A 16,390-nucleotide genomic window follows, 5' to 3' on the forward strand; every position below is an offset into this window, starting at 1 on the left:
AGGACCGAACACGCGAGGATGGGCCAGCACACACGGAGCACGACCGAGAGGACCCGATGGCTCGCCTGACAGCGGCACCCGTCGTCGCGCAGACCCCGACACGCGGCAACGCTGCGCGCGTCCTCCGCCTGGTGCACGAGGACGGTCCCATCACCCGCGCCGAGATCACCCGACGCACCGGACTCAACCGGTCGACCACGCTCACGCTCGTCGGTGAACTGGTGGAGCGCGGACTCGTGCACGAGGACGTCCCCGCGACGGGCAGCACGAGCGCCGGTGTCGCGGGCAGTCCGAGCCCTGGCGTCGGCCGTCCGAGCCCCGTCGTTCGTGCTGCCGCCGAGGTGGTCGCCGTCGCCGTCATGGTCGAGGTGGACGCCGTCACCGTCGCGTTGGTCGGGCTCGACGGCAGCGTGCGCGACCGTGCGGTGGCGTCGAGTCGCTCGGCCCCGACCGCTGCCCAGGCAGTCGAGACCATCGCCGGACTCCTGGACGAGCTGGTCGCCGGGGACGCCGCACCCGCCCGGATCGCCGGCATCGGCGTCGCCGTGCCCGGGACCGTGCGGGTCGAGGACGGCGTGGTCCGCTCCGCGCCCCACCTGGGCTGGCACGACGAACCGATCGCCCGTCCCCTCGCCGAGCGCACCGGACTGCCGGTCCGTGCGACGAACGACGCGAACTCCGGTGCCTGGGCGGAGCGCCTGTACGGCAGCGGCCGCGGAGTCGACGACCTGATCTACCTCAACGGCGGCGCGAGCGGTATCGGCGGCGGTGTCATCAGCGCCGCCCGGCCCCTCAGCGGCGCGGACGGCTACGCCGGCGAGCTCGGCCACACGTTCGTCGCGGCGAACGGTGTCCGCTGCCACTGCGGGGCCGTCGGGTGCCTCGAGACCGAGGCCTCGCGCGACGCCCTCGTCGCGGCGGCCGGTGTCGCCCCGGACGACCCGTCCGCGCTCGCCGCGGTGCTCGCGCAACGCCGACCCGAGGTCGAGCGGGTGGTCGACCGCCAGGTGACGGCGCTCGCCACCGCGCTCCGCAACGCGATCCACACCGTCAACCCCGAGGTGGTCGTCCTCGGCGGGTTCCTCGGGGTGCTGCTCGAGCACGTCGGCGACCGCATCGAGGTCGAGGTCCGCGCCCAGTCGATGGCCGCCGTGACCGAACGGCTGCGGATCGCTCCGGCGGCGCTCGGTGCCGACGTGCTGCTCCGCGGTGCCGCCGAACTCGGGTTCCGTGACCTGCTGCGCGACCCGACGGCAGCCCGGCTCGTCCCGAGGCCAGCTCCAGCCGACTCCACGACCACCCACACGCCCGACCGCTCCACCACCCACACGCCCGACCGCTCCACCACCCCCACGTCCGACCGCGACGCCGCGGCCGAGGAAGCGAGAACCCCATGACCTCCATCCAGCGCCAGCGCACCAGCGTGCTGCTCGGGACCCAGGACCTGACCGTCGAGGACCGCCCCGTGCCCGAGGTCGAGCCGGGCGACGTGCTCGTCCGGGTCGCCGCCGTCGGGGTGTGCGGCTCCGACGTGCACTACTACCGCCACGGCCGCATCGGGGACTTCGTCGTCGAGGAGCCGCTCGTCCTCGGCCACGAGCTGTCCGGCACGATCACCGCCGTCGGCGCTGGCGTCGACCCCGCCCGCGTCGGGGAGCGCGTCGCCGTCGAACCGCAGCGCCCGTGCCACCGCTGTGCGCAGTGCCTGGCCGGCCGCTACAACCTCTGCCCGCACATGCGCTTCTACGCGACCCCGCCGGTCGACGGCGCCTTCGCCGAGTTCGTCACGATCGAGGCCGAGTTCGCCCACGTCCTGCCCGACTCCGTCTCGTTCGAGGCCGGTGCCCTGCTCGAACCGCTGTCCGTCGGGATCGCCGCGGTCCGCAAGGCCGGCATCGTCCCCGGGTCCTCGGTGCTCATCGCCGGTGCCGGTCCGATCGGGATCATCTGCGCCCAAGCGGCGCGGGCCTTCGGCGCCACCCGGATCGTCATCAGTGACCTGGTCCCCGAGCGCCGGGAGCGTGCGTTGCAGTACGGCGCCACCGAGGTCGTCGACCCGACCGTGGTGTCCGTCGCCTCGGACATCGCACCGGTCGACGCGTTCATCGATGCCAGCGGTGCTCCCCGTGCCGTGTCCGACGGCATCAAGGCCGTCGGACCGGCCGGCGCCGCGGTGCTCGTCGGGCTCGGCAACTCCGAGATGACCCTGCCCGTCGAGCACATCCAGAACCTCGAGGTCACGGTCACCGGGATCTTCCGCTACACCGGCACGTGGCCCGTCGCGATCGGCCTGGTCGCCTCTGGACAGATCGACCTCGACTCGCTCGTGACGGGTCGGTTCGGCCTCGACGAGGTCCGCGAGGCACTCGAGAGCGACACCGACCCGGAGTCCCTCAAGTCGGTCGTCTACCCCGGCGGCGTGCCCGCCTGAGCGCGCACGGTGCGCGGTTCGCCGCCCCGTGCCGCGTTGCGTGCCACGTGCGGGGTTGCGACCGGACACGGTGCGCGGAAGCTCGCACGGGGTGACGGCGCGCGCACGGTGCGGACGGGAGGCCCGTGGCCAGGCCGCCACGCGCCTCCCGTCCGGCAGGCGGCTGACGCACGGTGCGAGGTTCGTCGTTGTGTCCACGGTCGTCGGCATGGTGTCGCCCTGTGGGCGGACACGGTGCGCGGAAGCTCGCACCGGGTGACGACGCGCGCACGGTGCGGACGGGAGGCCCGTGGCCAGGCCGCCACGGGCCTCCCGTCCGCCACGTGACCCGGAACGGGGCCACCGGTGCGTCACCGGGACGCGCTACGGTTCGCGCATGACCGCTTCACCGGCCGCCGTCGTGCCGCAGCGCACCGACCGGCGTGCGCTCGTGTCCTGGGCGCTGTGGGACTGGGGGTCCGCGGCGTTCAACGCCGTCGTCACCACGTTCGTGTTCAGCACGTACCTGGCCAGCCGGGCGTTCGTCGACCCGGCGAAGGTGGCGGACACGTCCGCCGCGGGCAAGGCGTTGGTGGAACGCGAACTCGCCCACAACGCCGCGGTGGTCTCCACGGCCCTGACGATCGCCGGCATCGTCGTCGCGCTCGTGGCCCCGGCGATCGGGCGCCTGGCGGACTCGTCCGGGCACCGCCGTCGATCCGTGCTCATCGCCACGATCGGCATCGTGCTGTCCATCGGCGGCATGGTCTTCGTCGCACCGAGCCAGCCGTACCTCGTGCTCGGGGCGGCGCTGCTCGGCATCGGCACGGTCGCGTACGAGATCGCGAGCGTGGGCTACAACGCCATGATCGGTCAGGTCGCGTCGGGGGAGCGCACCGGACGGGTGTCCGCGATCGGGTGGGCCGCCGGGTACTTCGGCGGCATCGTGCTGCTCGTGCTGCTGCTCGTGCTCTGCATCCAGGACTTCCGCGGTGACGGCGTCGTCGGCGGACTGCTGCAGCTGCCGGCCACCGTCGCGACCGGGCAGTGGGACGTCCGCGTCGCCATCGGCATCGCCGCCGTGTGGCTCGCGGTCAGCTCGATCCCGCTCTTCGTCGTCGTGCCCGAGGCCGCGCCCGACCACCGGCACACCGGCGGTGTGCTCGGTGCCTACCGCGACCTGGGTCGGGACATCGCCCGGCTCTGGCGCGAACGGCGGAACGTGCTCGCGTTCCTGGTCGCCAGCGCGGTGTTCCGCGACGGCGTCGGCGCGGTGTTCACCTTCGGCGGCATCATCGCGGCGCAGGTGTTCGGGTTCAGCGCCTCGCAGGTCATCCTGTTCGCCATCGCCGCGAACGTCGTCGCCGGCGTCGCCACCTTCGTGTCCGGACGGCTCGACGACCGCTTCGGCTCGCGCGCGCTCATCATGGTGTCGCTGATCGGCCTCGCGGCCTGTGGGCTCGGCGTCCTGGCGGTCGGCAGTCGGACGGAGTGGTTCTGGGTGCTGGGGCTGACCCTGGCGTTGTTCGTCGGACCGGTGCAGTCGTCGTCGCGGGCGTACCTGGCGCGGCTGGCGACCCCCGGCCGCGAGGGCGAGCTCTTCGGCCTCTACGCCACCACCGGCCGGGCGGCGTCGTTCCTGGCGCCGGCACTGTTCGGTGTCGCGGTGACGGTCGGCGGCTCGACGCGTTTCGGGATCCTCGGGATCGTGGTGGTGCTCGTCGTGGGGCTGGTGCTCATGGCGTTCGTGAAGGCCGAGCCGCGGGTGCTGCGCGGGTAGGTGTCGGCGTGTGGGTGTAGCTGGTCGTTTCGGGCGTAGCTGGTCGTTTGTTCCGGCCAGGTACGCCCGATCCCGCTTTCCATCCCGAGGTCGATGGGAAGGAACGTCACCGGTGCGGTTGTGCGCACGGTTCTGCACAGGGCCGCGGTTCCACCGGACTCCGCAGCGCGGGTGCGCCAGGATGGACCCATGACCGACCAGCGCATCGCCGTCGTCGTCCTCGCCGCCGGGCAGGGCACGCGCATGAAGTCGTCCACCCCCAAGGTGCTGCACCGGCTCGCCGGGCTGCCGCTCATCGCACACGTGCTGCGGACGGCGTCATCCCTCGGGCCGGAGCACGTCGCCGTGGTCGTGCGGCACGAGCGTGACCTGGTCGCAGCGGAGATCACCGAGCGTGCGCCCGACGCCATCGTCGTCGACCAGGACGACGTCCCCGGCACCGGCCGCGCGGTCGAGGTCGCGGTCCAGGCACTCCCCGCCGACTTCGACGGAGCCGTCGTGGTGCTCTCCGGCGACGTCCCGTTGCTCGACGCCGGCTCGCTCCGGTCGCTGGTCGACGCGCACCTCGGCGCGGCCAACGCCGTCACCCTCGTCAGTGCGATCGCGCCCGACCCGACCGGGCTCGGGCGCGTGGTGCGAGACGGCTCCGGGGCGTTCGTCGGCGTCGTCGAGCACAAGGACGCGACGGCCGACCAGCTCGCGATCACCGAGACGAACGCCGGCATCTACGCCTTCGACGCCGCCCACCTGCGTGCCGTGCTGCCGTCGCTGACGACCGCCAACGCACAGGGCGAGAAGTACATCACCGACGCGCCGACGCTCATCGCCGGGCGCGGGGGGATCATCGACGTCGTCACGCTCACCGACCCGTGGCTCGTCGCCGGCATCAACGACCGCGCGCAGCTGTCCGACGCCGCCCGCGAGCTCAACGCCCGCATCGTCCGCCGGCACCAGCTCGCCGGCGTCACCGTGCGGGACCCGGCCACCACCTGGATCGACCTCGACGTCTCGATCGAAGCGGATGCCGAGGTCCTGCCCGGCACCCAGCTCCTCGGCGCGACCGCCATCGCCGCGGGTGCCGTCGTCGGGCCGGACACCACGCTGCGCGACACCGAGGTCGGCTCGGGCGCGACGGTGAACCGGGTCGACGCCACCCTCGCCGTCATCGGTGACGGTGCCTCGGTGGGGCCGTTCGCGTACCTGCGTCCGGGGACGATCCTGGGCGACCAGGGCAAGATCGGCACCTTCGTCGAGACGAAGAACGCGAAGATCGGGCGCGGCAGCAAGGTCCCGCACCTGTCGTACATCGGCGACGCCGAGGTGGGCGAGGACTCGAACATCGGTGCGAACACGATCACCGCGAACTACGACGGCGTGCACAAGCACCGCACCGAGGTCGGCTCGCACGTTCGTACAGGCTCGCACAACGTGTTCGTCGCCCCGGTTAGGATTGGTGACGGTGCGTACACGGGTGCCGGAACGACGGTCCGCAAGGACGTCCCGGCCGGATCGCTCGCGATCAGCTACGCCCCACAGCGCAACACCGACGGATGGGTCGAGGAACACCGACCCGGCACACCGGCGGCCGAGGCTGCTCGGCACGCGAACGGCGAATAGATCCTGGCGACCACCGGTCGTCGACATCGACCCCACACGGGTCAGGGAGTGAGCACCGCACTTGTCCGGAATCAAGACAACCGGCCAGAAACGACTCGTCCTCGTCTCGGGGCGAGCACACCCGGCGCTCTCCGCCGAGATCGCAGAGGAACTCGGTGTCGACCTGGTCCCCACCGATGCCCGGACCTTCGCGAACGGTGAGCTGTACGTCCGGTTCGACGAGTCGGTCCGCGGGTGCGACGCGTTCGTCATCCAGTCGCACACGGCGCCGATCAACGAGTGGCTCATGGAGCAGCTCATCATCGTCGACGCGCTGAAGCGGGCCTCGGCCAAGCGCATCACCGTCGTCGCGCCGTTCTACCCGTACGCCCGTCAGGACAAGAAGGGCCGCGGCCGCGAGCCGATCTCGGCCCGCCTGGTCGCCGACCTGTTCAAGGCCGCGGGCGCGCACCGCATCATGAGCGTCGACCTGCACGCCGCCCAGATCCAGGGCTTCTTCGACGGCCCGGTCGACCACCTCTTCGCCATGCCGGTGCTGCTCGAGCACTTCCGCGAGATCCTCGACCCGTCGATGCTGACGGTCGTGTCTCCCGACATGGGGCGCGTCCGCGTTGCCGACATCTGGTCCGAGAAGCTCGGAGCACCGCTCGCCATCATCCACAAGCGTCGCGACCCGCTGGTCCCGAACCAGGTCACGGTCCACGAGATCGTCGGCGACGTCTCCGGCCGCTGGTGCCTGCTCGTCGACGACCTGATCGACACCGGGCGCACGATCGCCAAGGCAGCTGAGGCGTTGAAGGCTGCCGGCGCGATCGGCGTCGTCGTCGCCGCGACCCACGCCGTGTTCTCCGACCCGGCCACCGAGCTGCTGCAGAGCGAGTTCATCGACCGCGTCGTCGTCACCGACACCCTGCCGGTGCCCGTCGAGAAGCGCTGGGACCGTCTCGAGATCCTGCCGATCGCCCCGCTCCTGGCCCGCGCCATCCACGAGGTCTTCGACGACGGGTCCGTCACGTCGATGTTCGACGGCGCAGCGTAGCGGAGCCGTCGAACCATGGGCACAGCCGACGGCGCCTCACCGTCTCGTCGACGTGACGTGTCTGCGGACCGTTGGTGATCCATCCCGCGCGTGACGCCCTCGCGGCCCGGCTCCGGGCCGCGGGGAGCGTCTTCGCCGAGGACGAAGCCGACCTGCTCCTCGAAGCAGGCGACGGTGAACCCGTCCGGCTGCGTTCCCTGGTCCAGCGTCGCCTCGCCGGTGAGCCGCTCGAGTACGTCCTCGGCTGGGCCGCCTTCGACGGACACCGCATCCGGGTGACACCTGGGGTGTTCGTCCCCCGTGCCCGGACGACCGTCGTCGTCGAGCAGGCTGCCCGTCGGTTGCAGCGCTACGACCGCGTGGTCGACCTGTGCTGCGGCGCCGGTGCGATCTCGGTGGCGTTGTTCGGCCGGGTCGGCGCGCTCGACCTCGTGGCCACGGACGTCGACCCGGATGCCGTCGACGTCGCGGCCGAGAACATCGGCGACCGCGGGATCGTCGTCGCCGGCGACCTGTTCGCGCCGCTGCCGGACCGGTTCCGCGGTGCCGTCGACGTCATCGCGGTGAACGCCCCCTACGTCCCGACGGCGTCGATCGCGATGATGCCGGTCGAAGCGCGTGAGCACGAGCACCGCGTAGCCCTCGACGGTGGCGCGGACGGCCTCGACCTGCACCGGCGGATCGCCGCGGGAGCGGGGGAGTGGCTGTGCCCCGGTGGTTCGGTCGTGATCGAGGTGTCGGTGGCGCAGGCAGATGCGTCGGTCGCGGCGTTCGTGTCCGCCGGGTTCACGGCCGTGGTCGAGCAGGACGACGAGGTCGACGGCACCTGCGTCGTCGCGACGCTCCCCGTCTGACCCGACGAGTCAGAGCCGCACGAGTTCGACCCGCACGGGCTCGACCCGCACGGGCTCGACCCGCGCGAGTTCGACCCGCGCAGTTCGGCCGGTGCCTGGTTCGCCGACCGGTCGCGACACGCCGCTCACTTACGCCGAGGTCGCACAGATGGCCGTTCGGGCGCTCGACATGCCGAGATCTCGGAACCTCGACGACCAGCGGACGGCATGCCGCGTGGCCCCCACCCGACGCCCCCGAACCGCGCCGGCCCGCGCTACTTCGCGTCGACCGTCACCGACGCCCAGCCTGAAGCCCCGTTCGGCGCGGGCGGCCGCTCGACGCTCGTCTGCACCTCGCCGTCGGCGCTCACGGCACGGACCTCGATCCGATGCGAGCCCGCGGTTGGCGTCCACCGCAGCACCCACTGGCGCCAGGTGTCCGCGGACACCGACTCGGCGAGTTCCGCCTGCTGCCACGCACCCGAGCCGACCCGGACCTGCACGGCCTTCACCCCGGTGTGCGGCTGCCAGGCGACCCCGGCGATGGCGACCTGCTCGCCGACGGTCACGGTCGTCCCGTCCCGTGGGGTGTCGATGCGCGACTCGAGCTTCACGGGCCCGCGTTCCGACCATCCGCGCGGCGTCCAGTACCCCTGTGCATCGGCGAAGCGCGTGACCTCCATCTCGGTCACCCACTTCGTCGCCGACACGTACCCGAACAGCCCGGGCACGACCATCCGCGCCGGGAACCCGTGCTCGGTCGGCAGCGGTTCGCCGTTCATGCCGATGGCGAGCAGCGCGTCGGTACCCTCGTCCTGCAGGACGTCCAACGGCGTCCCGGCGGTGAACCCGTCGATGCTGCGGGACAGCACCATGTCGGCGTCCCCGGTCGGCTTCGCGCGGGCCAGCAGCTCCCGGATCGGGTACCCGAGCCAGAGCGCGTTCCCGATCAGGTCGCCGCCGACCTCGTTGGACACGCAGCTCAGGGTGGCCATGTGCTCTTCGAGCGGCAGGGCCAGCAGCTCGTCCCACGTCAGCGTGACCTCGTTCTCGACGGCGCCGTGGATGCGCAGGCTCCAGTCGGCCGGGTCGATCGAGGGGACACGCAGCGCGGTGTCGATCCGGTAGAAGTCGGCGTTCGGCGTGACGTACGGCGTGATCCCGTCGACGTCGAGCGAGGCGCCGCCCGGCACGGCCGGTGCGGGTGTCGCCGCCGCGGGCAGGCGCACGGCTCGTCGGGCAGCGGCGACCGCCTGCATCGCGGACGACCCCACCCGGGAGGCCGTGCCCACCACGACCGCGACCGCTGCGGTCGCGACACCCCAGACCAGGAACGCGCGGCGCTCGGTCGAGGCAGGTCGCGGTGACGCCGACGGGACGGCCGCTGCGGCCTCCCAGCGCCGGAGCCGACGGAGCAGTAGTCGCAGGGTGATCACGGCGGCTGCCACGCCGAACACGGTGGGAGCGCCGTCGAACGTGCCGCTGCCGGAACGGGTGCTCACCGCGATGAGCGCGAGCACGCCGCCGACGGCGAAGACCAGTGCCCCGAAGGGCGGCCGAGCGCGCTCGAGGACCCCGGCCCCGGCGCTGATCGCGGCGACGATGACGGTCATGAGCGCGAACAGTGCGACCTTGTCGCCGGTGCCGAACAGGGCGACCATCAGGTTCTTGGCCCCGGCCGGTGCGAGGTCGATCACGGCGGACCCGACGGCCACCAACGGGCTGCCGGCACCACCGAGGAGCAGCGCGCCGAACTCAGCGATCCCGAGGAAGGCGGCGGCGGCCACGAGACCGACGGCGGCAGCGAGGACCACGGGCCGACGGAGCGGCGCTCCGGCCGGGCGTTCGTCCGTCGAGGGGTCGTCCGGCGTCGGGACGTCCGTGGTGCGTTCGGTGGTCACCGCCCGAGCGTAGGTCGCCCGGCCGCTCGTCCGCTGTGCGTGCGGTTCCCCGGGCGTTCACCGACCCCGGCCAGCACCCGCCGATCGGGCCGTGCGAGGATCGGGGTGTGCCGAGGCGTCCAGATCCAGTTCCGCGCCCCGGCCGCGCCCGCCGCTCCGACCGCACGCCGATGTCGGCCGCGCAGCGCCTGTCCACGTTGCGGTGGGTGATCGTGGGCATCTGGGCGGCGCTCCTCACCGCGCGGATCATCGTCGTCGCGACGGCACCTGACGTGGACCTGTCCTGGTTCGGGATCGTCGAGTTCGGTGCGATCGCGCTGGGCGTCACGGTCATCGTGGTCGCGGTCTTCCGTGCCGCTGCGGTGCGACGTCGGCACGCTGACGAGGCCCTCGCGCTCGCCATCCGCCGCATCGACCCCACGGTCTGGCTCGTGCCGGCGGCTCCGACGACCGAACTGCGCGACGCGATCGCCGAGGTCCGGCCGGAGGTGAGCCTCGGTGCCCGTGTGACGTGGGCGTTCGGGGCGACCGAGGCCTCCCTGTGGGAACTCGACGACCGCAAGGCCACACGGTTGCTCGTGGTCCGGTGGAGCCGGGTGGTGCACGTCGGGATCGAGGACGTCCACGGCGACGGTGACCGCGCCGATGCCCGTCGGGCGTGCGCGGTCGCGATCCACTACGTCCGGCCGGACGACACACCGGCGGTCGCGACCTTCTTCGTGCGGACGGCTCCCGGCTCTCGTCGGCTGCTCGGCCGCGGACAGCGGCTGGACCGGCTCGTCGCCGACCTCGCGCGCGAGCGCATCGTCGCCTGAACCGAGCGCATCGTCGTAATCGAGCGCACTGCCGTCGGACGTGGGAAGGGCCCCGCCGATCGGCAGGGCCCTTCGAGGGTGCGGTCGTGCCGCGGTCTAGTGGGTGGACGGTTCCTGGTCGACCTCGCGGCGGTCGTCGTCGGACCACAGCGTGTGGAAGGTGCCGTCCTTGTCGATGCGCTGGTAGGTGTGCGCGCCGAAGAAGTCGCGCTGCCCCTGGATGAGCGAGGCGGGCAGCCGCTCGGAGGCGAGCGAGTCGAAGTAGGACAGCGCCGACGAGAAGCCCGGCGCGGGGATCCCCGACGCGGCGGCGATCCCGACGATGCGGCGCCAGGCGGCTTCACCCTCCTGCACGGCGTTCGCGAAGTACGGGTCGACGAGCAGTGACTCGAGCTCCGGGTTCTTGTCGTACGCCTCGACGATGCGGTTGAGGAACTGGGCACGGATGATGCAGCCACCCCGCCAGATCTTCGCCACGTTGCCGAGGTTGATGTCCCAGCCGTACTCCTTCGCCCCGGCGATGATCAGGTCGAAGCCCTGCGCGTAGGCGACGACCTTCGAAGCGTAGAGCGCCGCGCGGACGTCGTCCTCGAAGCCGTCGGGGACCTCGGCGATGTCGGGCCGGTCCGGGAACGCCTGCTGCACCGCGGCACGCTGCGACGGCTTCGACGACACCGCGCGGGCGAACACCGCTTCGCCGATGCCGGAGACCGGGATGCCGAGTCCGACTGCGTTCTGCACGGTCCACACGCCGGTGCCCTTGGAACCCGCTTCGTCGCGGATGACGTCGACGAGGGGCTTGCCGGAGTCGGCGTCGCGCTGCTTCAGGACCTCGACCGTGATCTCGATCAGGTAGGACTCGAGGTCGCCGCCGTTCCACTCCTGGAACACCTTGACCAGGTCCTCGACGGAGAGCCCGCCGACGCGGCGGAGCAGGTCGTAGGACTCGGCGATGAGCTGCATGTCGGCGTACTCGATGCCGTTGTGCACCATCTTGACGAAGTGGCCGGCGCCGTCGGTACCGATGTGGGTCACGCACGGCTCGCCCTCGGCGACCGCCGCGATCGACTTGAGGATGGGGCCCAGGGTCTCCCAGGCTTCCTTCGAGCCGCCGGGCATGATCGACGGCCCCTTGAGCGCGCCCTCTTCACCACCGGAGATGCCCGTGCCGACGAAGTTGAGGCCCTTCTCGCGCAGGTCGTGCTCACGCCGGATCGTGTCGTGGAAGTTGGCGTTGCCGCCGTCGACGATGATGTCGCCTTCCTCGAACTTCTCGGCGAGCTGCGAGATCACGGCGTCGGTGCCCTTGCCGGCCTGCACCATGATGATCGCCGTGCGCGGCTTCGAGAGTGAGGCGACGAAGCCGTCGATGTCCTCGGACGCGATGAAGCCGGCGTCGCCGTGCTCCTTGATGAGTTCTTCGGTGCGGGCGTAGGTGCGGTTGTACACCGCGACCGTGTTGCCTTCACGCGACGCGAGGTTGCGTGCGAGGTTCGACCCCATGACGGCGAGGCCGATGACCCCGATGTTCGCCTGACCAGTGCTGTCTGCCACGTCGTCTCCTTTGTCCGGACGTGAGACCAACCTACGGTCGGCGCCCTGGGACCGCACGGGTGTTACGGCAACTGGGGACCACTGTTCACCCCGTCAATACTGTGGAGGGATGACCGACACCGCTGTCCTCCCGCCCGTCCTCGTCATGGGCGTCTCCGGTTCCGGCAAGTCCACGATCGGGCAGGCGCTCGCCGACGCGCTCGCCGAGCAGGGCCAACCGACCGTGTTCGTCGACGCCGACGACCTGCACCCGGCCGCGAACAAGGAGAAGATGCGGCAGGGCATCCCCCTCACCGACGACGACCGCTGGCCGTGGCTCGACGCCTGCGCCGCGCGGATCGCCGCCGTCGAGGCGTCCGGGAGCCGCTGCGTGATGGCCAACTCCGCCCTCAAGCGCGTCTACCGCGATCGGCTCCGGCAGTCGGCGCCGGACCTCGTCATCGCGTTCCTGGACGGCTCGCACGACCTCATCGCCGAGCGGCAGGCGCACCGGCACCACGAGTACATGCCGTCGTCGCTGCTCGACTCCCAGTTCGCGACGCTCGAACGGCCGCAGGCCGACGAGGCCGCCGTCGACGTCTCCATCGACGGGTCGGTCGACGACACGGTGACGACGATCCTCGCGGCGCTGTCGGTCACTTCCGGCTGAGCCTCACTTCTCCACAGTGAAGTCCTCGCAAGGGATCGTCCACAACCTCTCCCAGACCTTCCCCCGGCGGAGAAGCGACCGCGCAACACTCGGATCATGACAGTGAACAATCCAGTGACAGGTCGCATCAAGCCGCCACGCGTCGACCCCACCATCGAGATCGACGTCGACGCCTCGAGCGAAGGGACGCCGGTCGGTGCTGCTGATCGATGACCGTGGTATCAAATGTGATACCGTCCTGCGCATGGCCATGACCCTTCGACTGGACGATGCCGAGGCGGCTGCGCTCCGAACCCGGGCCGACCTCGAAGCCCGATCGATGCAGGACATCGCGCGGGAAGCGATCCGCGAGTACATCGAGCACCACAGCCGACGTGACCTCATCGACGGGGTCCTCGACCGCGAGTTGCCGAACTTCGCCGAGGCGCTCGAGCGACTCGGACGATGATCCACCTGACGATCGACGAAGCGCTGCACATCGCTCGGCGGACGTTGGGGCCGGACTTCGTCATCCGAGATGCTGGACTCCTCGAGGCCGCGGTGGCCCGACCAGCGACCTCGGTCGGTGGACGCGACGCCTATCCGTCGTTGCTCGAGAAGGCGGCAGCGCTCGTGCACTCCGCGGTTCGGAACCATGCACTCGTCGACGGCAACAAGCGCCTGGGGTTGATGCTGCTGGTGGTGTTCCTCGGGGTCAACGGGCTTCGGTTGCGCGCGACGAACGACGAGGCGTACGAACTGATCATCGCCATCGCCGAGGGGGAGTTGGACGCGGTTGCGGACATCTCCGCGGTGCTGCAATCGCTGGTTGCTGAAGCCTGAACGACGGCTTCAGCGGATGGCACCGCCGGCTGAGGCACCTCACCGCCGCTTCGCGCGGATGGCAGCGTGCGGCCGCTGTCCCTGATCGACCCGGGCCCGGACGTCCACCACGTCGAACCCGTGGTCCTCGAGGACCTCCGCCAGCGCGCCCGTCGGCCACCGGTACGCCGTGACGACCGCGTGGTCGAAGGACTCGATCGAAGGCCCCTCGAAGAACCCGACCAGCAGGCCGCCGCCCGGCCGGAGCACCCTGCGGAACTCGGCGAAGACCTCGCCGACGCAGGACGGATCGTGGTGGATCACGGAGTACCAGGCGAGCACCCCGTCGACGCTGCCGTCGTCGAGACCGGTGGACTCGATCGCGCCCAGGCGGAAGTCGACGCCGTCGTGCGCACGTCGTGCGTGCTCGACGAAGGGTGCGACCGCGTCGATGCCGATCACTGCGTGCCCACGATCCGCCAGGTGTGCGGCCCAGTGCCCCGGCCCGCACCCTGCGTCGAGGATGCGAGCACCGGATCCCGACGCCCAGGCCTCGACCTGTGTCCGGTCCTCGTCCTGGACGGCCGACATCGATCCGAGGACCTCCGCGTACTCGCCCGCACGGTCGCCGTACGCAGCGGTGACGTCGAGGTCCATCGTCCGACCGTACCGGCGCAGGTGGCAACGGACGGCAACAGTCGCCGTCGGCACCTCGGACGAGTTGCATGGACCGCATGTCGTCCAGGGGACTCGGCGTCGTGGCCGGGGCAGAACTGACCGAGGTGGTCCGCCGCGCGGGCGCGGACCACGTGGAGCCGACGATCGCCGGCAACCTCGCGGTCCGCGACGGAACGGCGTGGCGGCGGAACGAGGTCTACGCCGGCCAGCGGTTCCCGTCCTTCGCCATCCTGGTGCCCGGCGATCTCCCGCTGCTGACCACGGAGCTCGGGACGGTCCGGTCGTACTTCGAGTCGGTCCTGCCGATCGTGCGGTCGGTCGCGGAACCGGGCGCGACGATCGTCTTCGGGTCGGGGACCGCTCGGAACGCTCCCGACGGCATGGCGGGCGACGACGCCCTGCGCCGGTTCGGCGAGGTGGTCCGGACCGCACGCGATGTGGCCGCCGCGAACGACCTGCGCATCGTCGTGGAACCCCTGAGCCGCGCGGAGACGAACGTCCTGCACACGGTCGAGGCGACGGTGGCGTTCCTCGAGGGCACTGGCCTCGACGGTGCAGCCCTCGACGGCGTCGGCGTCGTCGCCGACCTGTTCCACATCCGGAACGAGGGCGAGTCCTTCGAGGTCCTGCGGCGCCACGGCGACCGGATCGGGCACGTCCACCTCAGCGACCCGGACCGTCGGCCACCCGGCACGGTCGACGACGTCTGGCACGAGTTCCTCGCCGCCGTGCACGACGGCGGGTACCGGGGCGCCGTCTCGCTCGAGTGTCGGTGGGCGTCCGACGCCGAGACGGCCGAAGCCGAGATCCGTTCCGCGCTGGAACGCGTCCGCAGCGTCACGGCCACGGCCACGGCCCGCACCGCTACAGCTTGAACGTCGCCCGCGGGATGTCGGACACGATCCGCCCCGCGGTGCGGACGGCGTCCTCTTCCGAGATCTCGTGCGTGACGACGAGTGACGCCAGGTACGCCGCGTCCGCTCGTCGCGCCATGTCGTGCCGCGCCGGGATGGAGCAGTACGCCCGGGTGTCGTCGATGAACCCGGAGGTCTTCGTGAACGACGCCGAGTCGGTGATCGCGGAGCGGTAGCGGCCGATCGCCGCCGGGGTGTCGATGAACCACCACGGTGCTCCGGCGTACACGGCGGGGTAGAAGCCGGCGAGCGGGCCGATCTCGCGCGAGAAGACGGTCTCGTCGACGGTGAACAGCACGAGGTGGAAGCCCGGAGCGGTGCCGAAGGAGTCCAGGAGCGGCCGCAGCGGCGTGGTGAAGGAGCCGACGGCGGGCAGGTCGTGGCCGGTGTCCGGGCCGAAGCGTTCGAGCGTCGGCGCGTGGTGGTTGCGGATGACGCCGGGGTGCAGCTGCATGACGAGGCCGTCCTCGACGCTCATCTCGGCCCAGCGGTAGAGCATGTCGTGCCGGTACGCGGTGGCGTCCGCCTCGGAGACGGACGACGGGTCGCGGAGCGCCTCGGCGTGGATACGCTCGCGCGACGTGGCGGACAACGGCGACGATCCGGCGTCGAGCACCCCGGTGTCCGTGGCGGTCGCGCCGTGCTCGATGAAGTACTGGCGACGTGCGCGGACTGCTGCCAACAGCCCTGCGTGGGTGCCCGTGTCGATGCCGGCGGCCTGCCCGATGGACGCGACCACGGGCCTCCAGTCCGGCCGCGACGGGTCGAACACGGCGTCCGCGCGGAACGTGGGGACCACCCGGCCGGTGAACGTGGGGTCGGCGGCGAGCTGCGCGTGCGCGGCGAGGTCGTCGGCGGGGCCGTCGGTGGTGGCGAGGACCTCGATGCCGAAGGTGTCGAACAGCGCGCGCGGGCGGAAGGCGGGCGACGCCAGCAGGCCGGCGATGTGGTCGTACTGGGCGTCGGCGTTCGCCGCCGACGGCTGCTCCGTCAGTCCGAAGACGTCGTGCAGCTCGGTCTCGAACCAGTAGCGGACGGGGGTGCCGAGGAAGTCGTCCCAGTGGTCCGCCAGGTTCCGCCAGATGGCGCGACCGGGAGGCACGGGGCTGGTCCCCGACAGGTCGGCGCGTCCCAGCGCGGCCAGGTCCACCCCGTTCGCGTGCAGCAGGCGGAGCACGTAGTGGTCGGGCGTGATGAGCAGCGACGCGGGGTCGCTGAACGGCTGGTCGGCGGCGATGAGCGCCGCGTCGACGTGGCCGTGCGGGGAGATGATCGGTGCGTCCTTGACGGCGTCGTAGACGGTCCGTGCCACCTGGCGTGCACCGGGGTCGGCGGGGAGCAGCCGGTCGGGGTGCGGGGCGAGACGGGTGGCGGTGCTGGTCTGGGTCATCATCGACTC

General features: G+C 71.6%; 15 protein-coding genes. 11 read left to right on the forward strand and 4 right to left on the reverse strand.

Annotation, left to right across the window (positions count from 1 at the left end; translation table 11 throughout):
- Positions 1–56: 56 nt before the first annotated feature.
- The 6 genes from EDF23_RS16045 to EDF23_RS16070 all read left to right on the forward strand — a co-directional run bounded on the left by EDF23_RS16045 (position 57) and on the right by EDF23_RS16070 (position 7,700).
- Complete coding sequence (locus EDF23_RS16045; protein WP_131922301.1) at positions 57–1,397, forward strand: ROK family transcriptional regulator; 1,341 nt, start codon at positions 57–59, stop codon at positions 1,395–1,397.
- A complete protein-coding gene (locus EDF23_RS16050) occupies positions 1,394–2,431 on the forward strand; it encodes an NAD(P)-dependent alcohol dehydrogenase (protein ID WP_123294705.1) in 1,038 nt (345 codons plus the stop codon). The genes EDF23_RS16045 and EDF23_RS16050 overlap by 4 nt, the downstream gene beginning before the upstream one ends.
- Before the next feature lie 376 nt (positions 2,432–2,807).
- Positions 2,808–4,190, forward strand: a complete 1,383-nt coding sequence (locus tag EDF23_RS16055) for an MFS transporter (RefSeq protein ID WP_131922304.1) — start codon at positions 2,808–2,810, stop codon at positions 4,188–4,190.
- Between the two features lie 189 nt (positions 4,191–4,379).
- A complete protein-coding gene (gene glmU / locus EDF23_RS16060; RefSeq protein ID WP_131922306.1) occupies positions 4,380–5,807 on the forward strand; it encodes a bifunctional UDP-N-acetylglucosamine diphosphorylase/glucosamine-1-phosphate N-acetyltransferase GlmU in 1,428 nt (475 codons plus the stop codon).
- Between the two features lie 61 nt (positions 5,808–5,868).
- The gene (locus EDF23_RS16065; protein ID WP_123294708.1) at positions 5,869–6,846 is read left to right on the forward strand and encodes a ribose-phosphate diphosphokinase; all 978 of its coding nucleotides are present in this window, start codon (positions 5,869–5,871) and stop codon (positions 6,844–6,846) included.
- 74 nt (positions 6,847–6,920) lie between these two features.
- Positions 6,921–7,700 carry a putative protein N(5)-glutamine methyltransferase gene (locus EDF23_RS16070; RefSeq protein WP_243648963.1) on the forward strand — a complete coding sequence of 260 codons (780 nt, stop codon included), beginning with the start codon at positions 6,921–6,923 and terminating at the stop codon, positions 7,698–7,700.
- Between the two features lie 254 nt (positions 7,701–7,954).
- On the opposite strand, the gene EDF23_RS16075 is transcribed toward EDF23_RS16070, so the two are convergent.
- Entirely contained in the window at positions 7,955–9,580 is a 1,626-nt protein-coding gene (locus EDF23_RS16075; protein WP_131922308.1) for a molybdopterin-dependent oxidoreductase, read from the reverse strand.
- Between the two features lie 107 nt (positions 9,581–9,687).
- On the opposite strand from EDF23_RS16075, the gene EDF23_RS16080 reads away from it, so the two are divergent.
- On the forward strand, positions 9,688–10,395 hold the full coding sequence (locus EDF23_RS16080) for a hypothetical protein (protein ID WP_131878190.1): 708 nt from the start codon (positions 9,688–9,690) through the stop codon (positions 10,393–10,395).
- A 96-nt stretch (positions 10,396–10,491) separates the two neighbouring features.
- On the opposite strand, the gene gndA is transcribed toward EDF23_RS16080, so the two are convergent.
- The gene (gene gndA, locus EDF23_RS16085) at positions 10,492–11,949 is read right to left on the reverse strand and encodes an NADP-dependent phosphogluconate dehydrogenase (RefSeq protein ID WP_123672992.1); all 1,458 of its coding nucleotides are present in this window, start codon (positions 11,947–11,949) and stop codon (positions 10,492–10,494) included.
- Between the two features lie 109 nt (positions 11,950–12,058).
- On the opposite strand from gndA, the gene EDF23_RS16090 reads away from it, so the two are divergent.
- From EDF23_RS16090 to EDF23_RS16100, 3 genes are all read left to right on the forward strand, one after another.
- The gene (locus tag EDF23_RS16090; RefSeq protein WP_131922310.1) at positions 12,059–12,598 is read left to right on the forward strand and encodes a gluconokinase; all 540 of its coding nucleotides are present in this window, start codon (positions 12,059–12,061) and stop codon (positions 12,596–12,598) included.
- A 244-nt stretch (positions 12,599–12,842) separates the two neighbouring features.
- Positions 12,843–13,046 carry a ribbon-helix-helix protein, CopG family gene (locus tag EDF23_RS16095; RefSeq protein ID WP_185002705.1) on the forward strand — a complete coding sequence of 68 codons (204 nt, stop codon included), beginning with the start codon at positions 12,843–12,845 and terminating at the stop codon, positions 13,044–13,046.
- The gene (locus EDF23_RS16100; RefSeq protein ID WP_123340626.1) at positions 13,043–13,420 is read left to right on the forward strand and encodes a type II toxin-antitoxin system death-on-curing family toxin; all 378 of its coding nucleotides are present in this window, start codon (positions 13,043–13,045) and stop codon (positions 13,418–13,420) included. The genes EDF23_RS16095 and EDF23_RS16100 overlap by 4 nt, the downstream gene beginning before the upstream one ends.
- A gap of 39 nt (positions 13,421–13,459) precedes the next feature.
- On the opposite strand, the gene EDF23_RS16105 is transcribed toward EDF23_RS16100, so the two are convergent.
- The gene (locus EDF23_RS16105; protein WP_123294717.1) at positions 13,460–14,056 is read right to left on the reverse strand and encodes a class I SAM-dependent methyltransferase; all 597 of its coding nucleotides are present in this window, start codon (positions 14,054–14,056) and stop codon (positions 13,460–13,462) included.
- A 77-nt stretch (positions 14,057–14,133) separates the two neighbouring features.
- Between EDF23_RS16105 and EDF23_RS16110 the strand changes: the two genes are divergently transcribed.
- The gene (locus EDF23_RS16110; RefSeq protein ID WP_165901163.1) at positions 14,134–14,952 is read left to right on the forward strand and encodes a sugar phosphate isomerase/epimerase family protein; all 819 of its coding nucleotides are present in this window, start codon (positions 14,134–14,136) and stop codon (positions 14,950–14,952) included.
- Here the strand turns inward: EDF23_RS16110 and uxaC are convergent.
- The gene (gene uxaC, locus EDF23_RS16115; protein WP_131922314.1) at positions 14,942–16,381 is read right to left on the reverse strand and encodes a glucuronate isomerase; all 1,440 of its coding nucleotides are present in this window, start codon (positions 16,379–16,381) and stop codon (positions 14,942–14,944) included. The genes EDF23_RS16110 and uxaC overlap by 11 nt on opposite strands.
- Positions 16,382–16,390: the final 9 nt, after the last annotated feature.

It is taken from the genome of Curtobacterium sp. PhB128 (assembly GCF_004340725.1).
Lineage (GTDB): Bacteria > Actinomycetota > Actinomycetes > Actinomycetales > Microbacteriaceae > Curtobacterium.

Bases quoted from the DNA above. Each gene is read 5' to 3' on its own strand.
- EDF23_RS16045 (WP_131922301.1), top strand. From the start codon at position 57: ATGGCTCGCCTGACAGCGGCACCCGTCGTCGCGCAGACCCCGACACGC.
- EDF23_RS16050 (WP_123294705.1), top strand. From the start codon at position 1,394: ATGACCTCCATCCAGCGCCAGCGCACCAGCGTGCTGCTCGGGACCCAG.
- EDF23_RS16055 (WP_131922304.1), top strand. From the start codon at position 2,808: ATGACCGCTTCACCGGCCGCCGTCGTGCCGCAGCGCACCGACCGGCGT.
- glmU (WP_131922306.1), top strand. From the start codon at position 4,380: ATGACCGACCAGCGCATCGCCGTCGTCGTCCTCGCCGCCGGGCAGGGC.
- EDF23_RS16090 (WP_131922310.1), top strand. From the start codon at position 12,059: ATGACCGACACCGCTGTCCTCCCGCCCGTCCTCGTCATGGGCGTCTCC.
- EDF23_RS16095 (WP_185002705.1), top strand. From the start codon at position 12,843: ATGGCCATGACCCTTCGACTGGACGATGCCGAGGCGGCTGCGCTCCGA.
- EDF23_RS16100 (WP_123340626.1), top strand. From the start codon at position 13,043: ATGATCCACCTGACGATCGACGAAGCGCTGCACATCGCTCGGCGGACG.
- EDF23_RS16105 (WP_123294717.1), bottom strand. From the start codon at position 14,056: ATGGACCTCGACGTCACCGCTGCGTACGGCGACCGTGCGGGCGAGTAC.
- EDF23_RS16110 (WP_165901163.1), top strand. From the start codon at position 14,134: ATGTCGTCCAGGGGACTCGGCGTCGTGGCCGGGGCAGAACTGACCGAG.
- uxaC (WP_131922314.1), bottom strand. From the start codon at position 16,381: ATGACCCAGACCAGCACCGCCACCCGTCTCGCCCCGCACCCCGACCGG.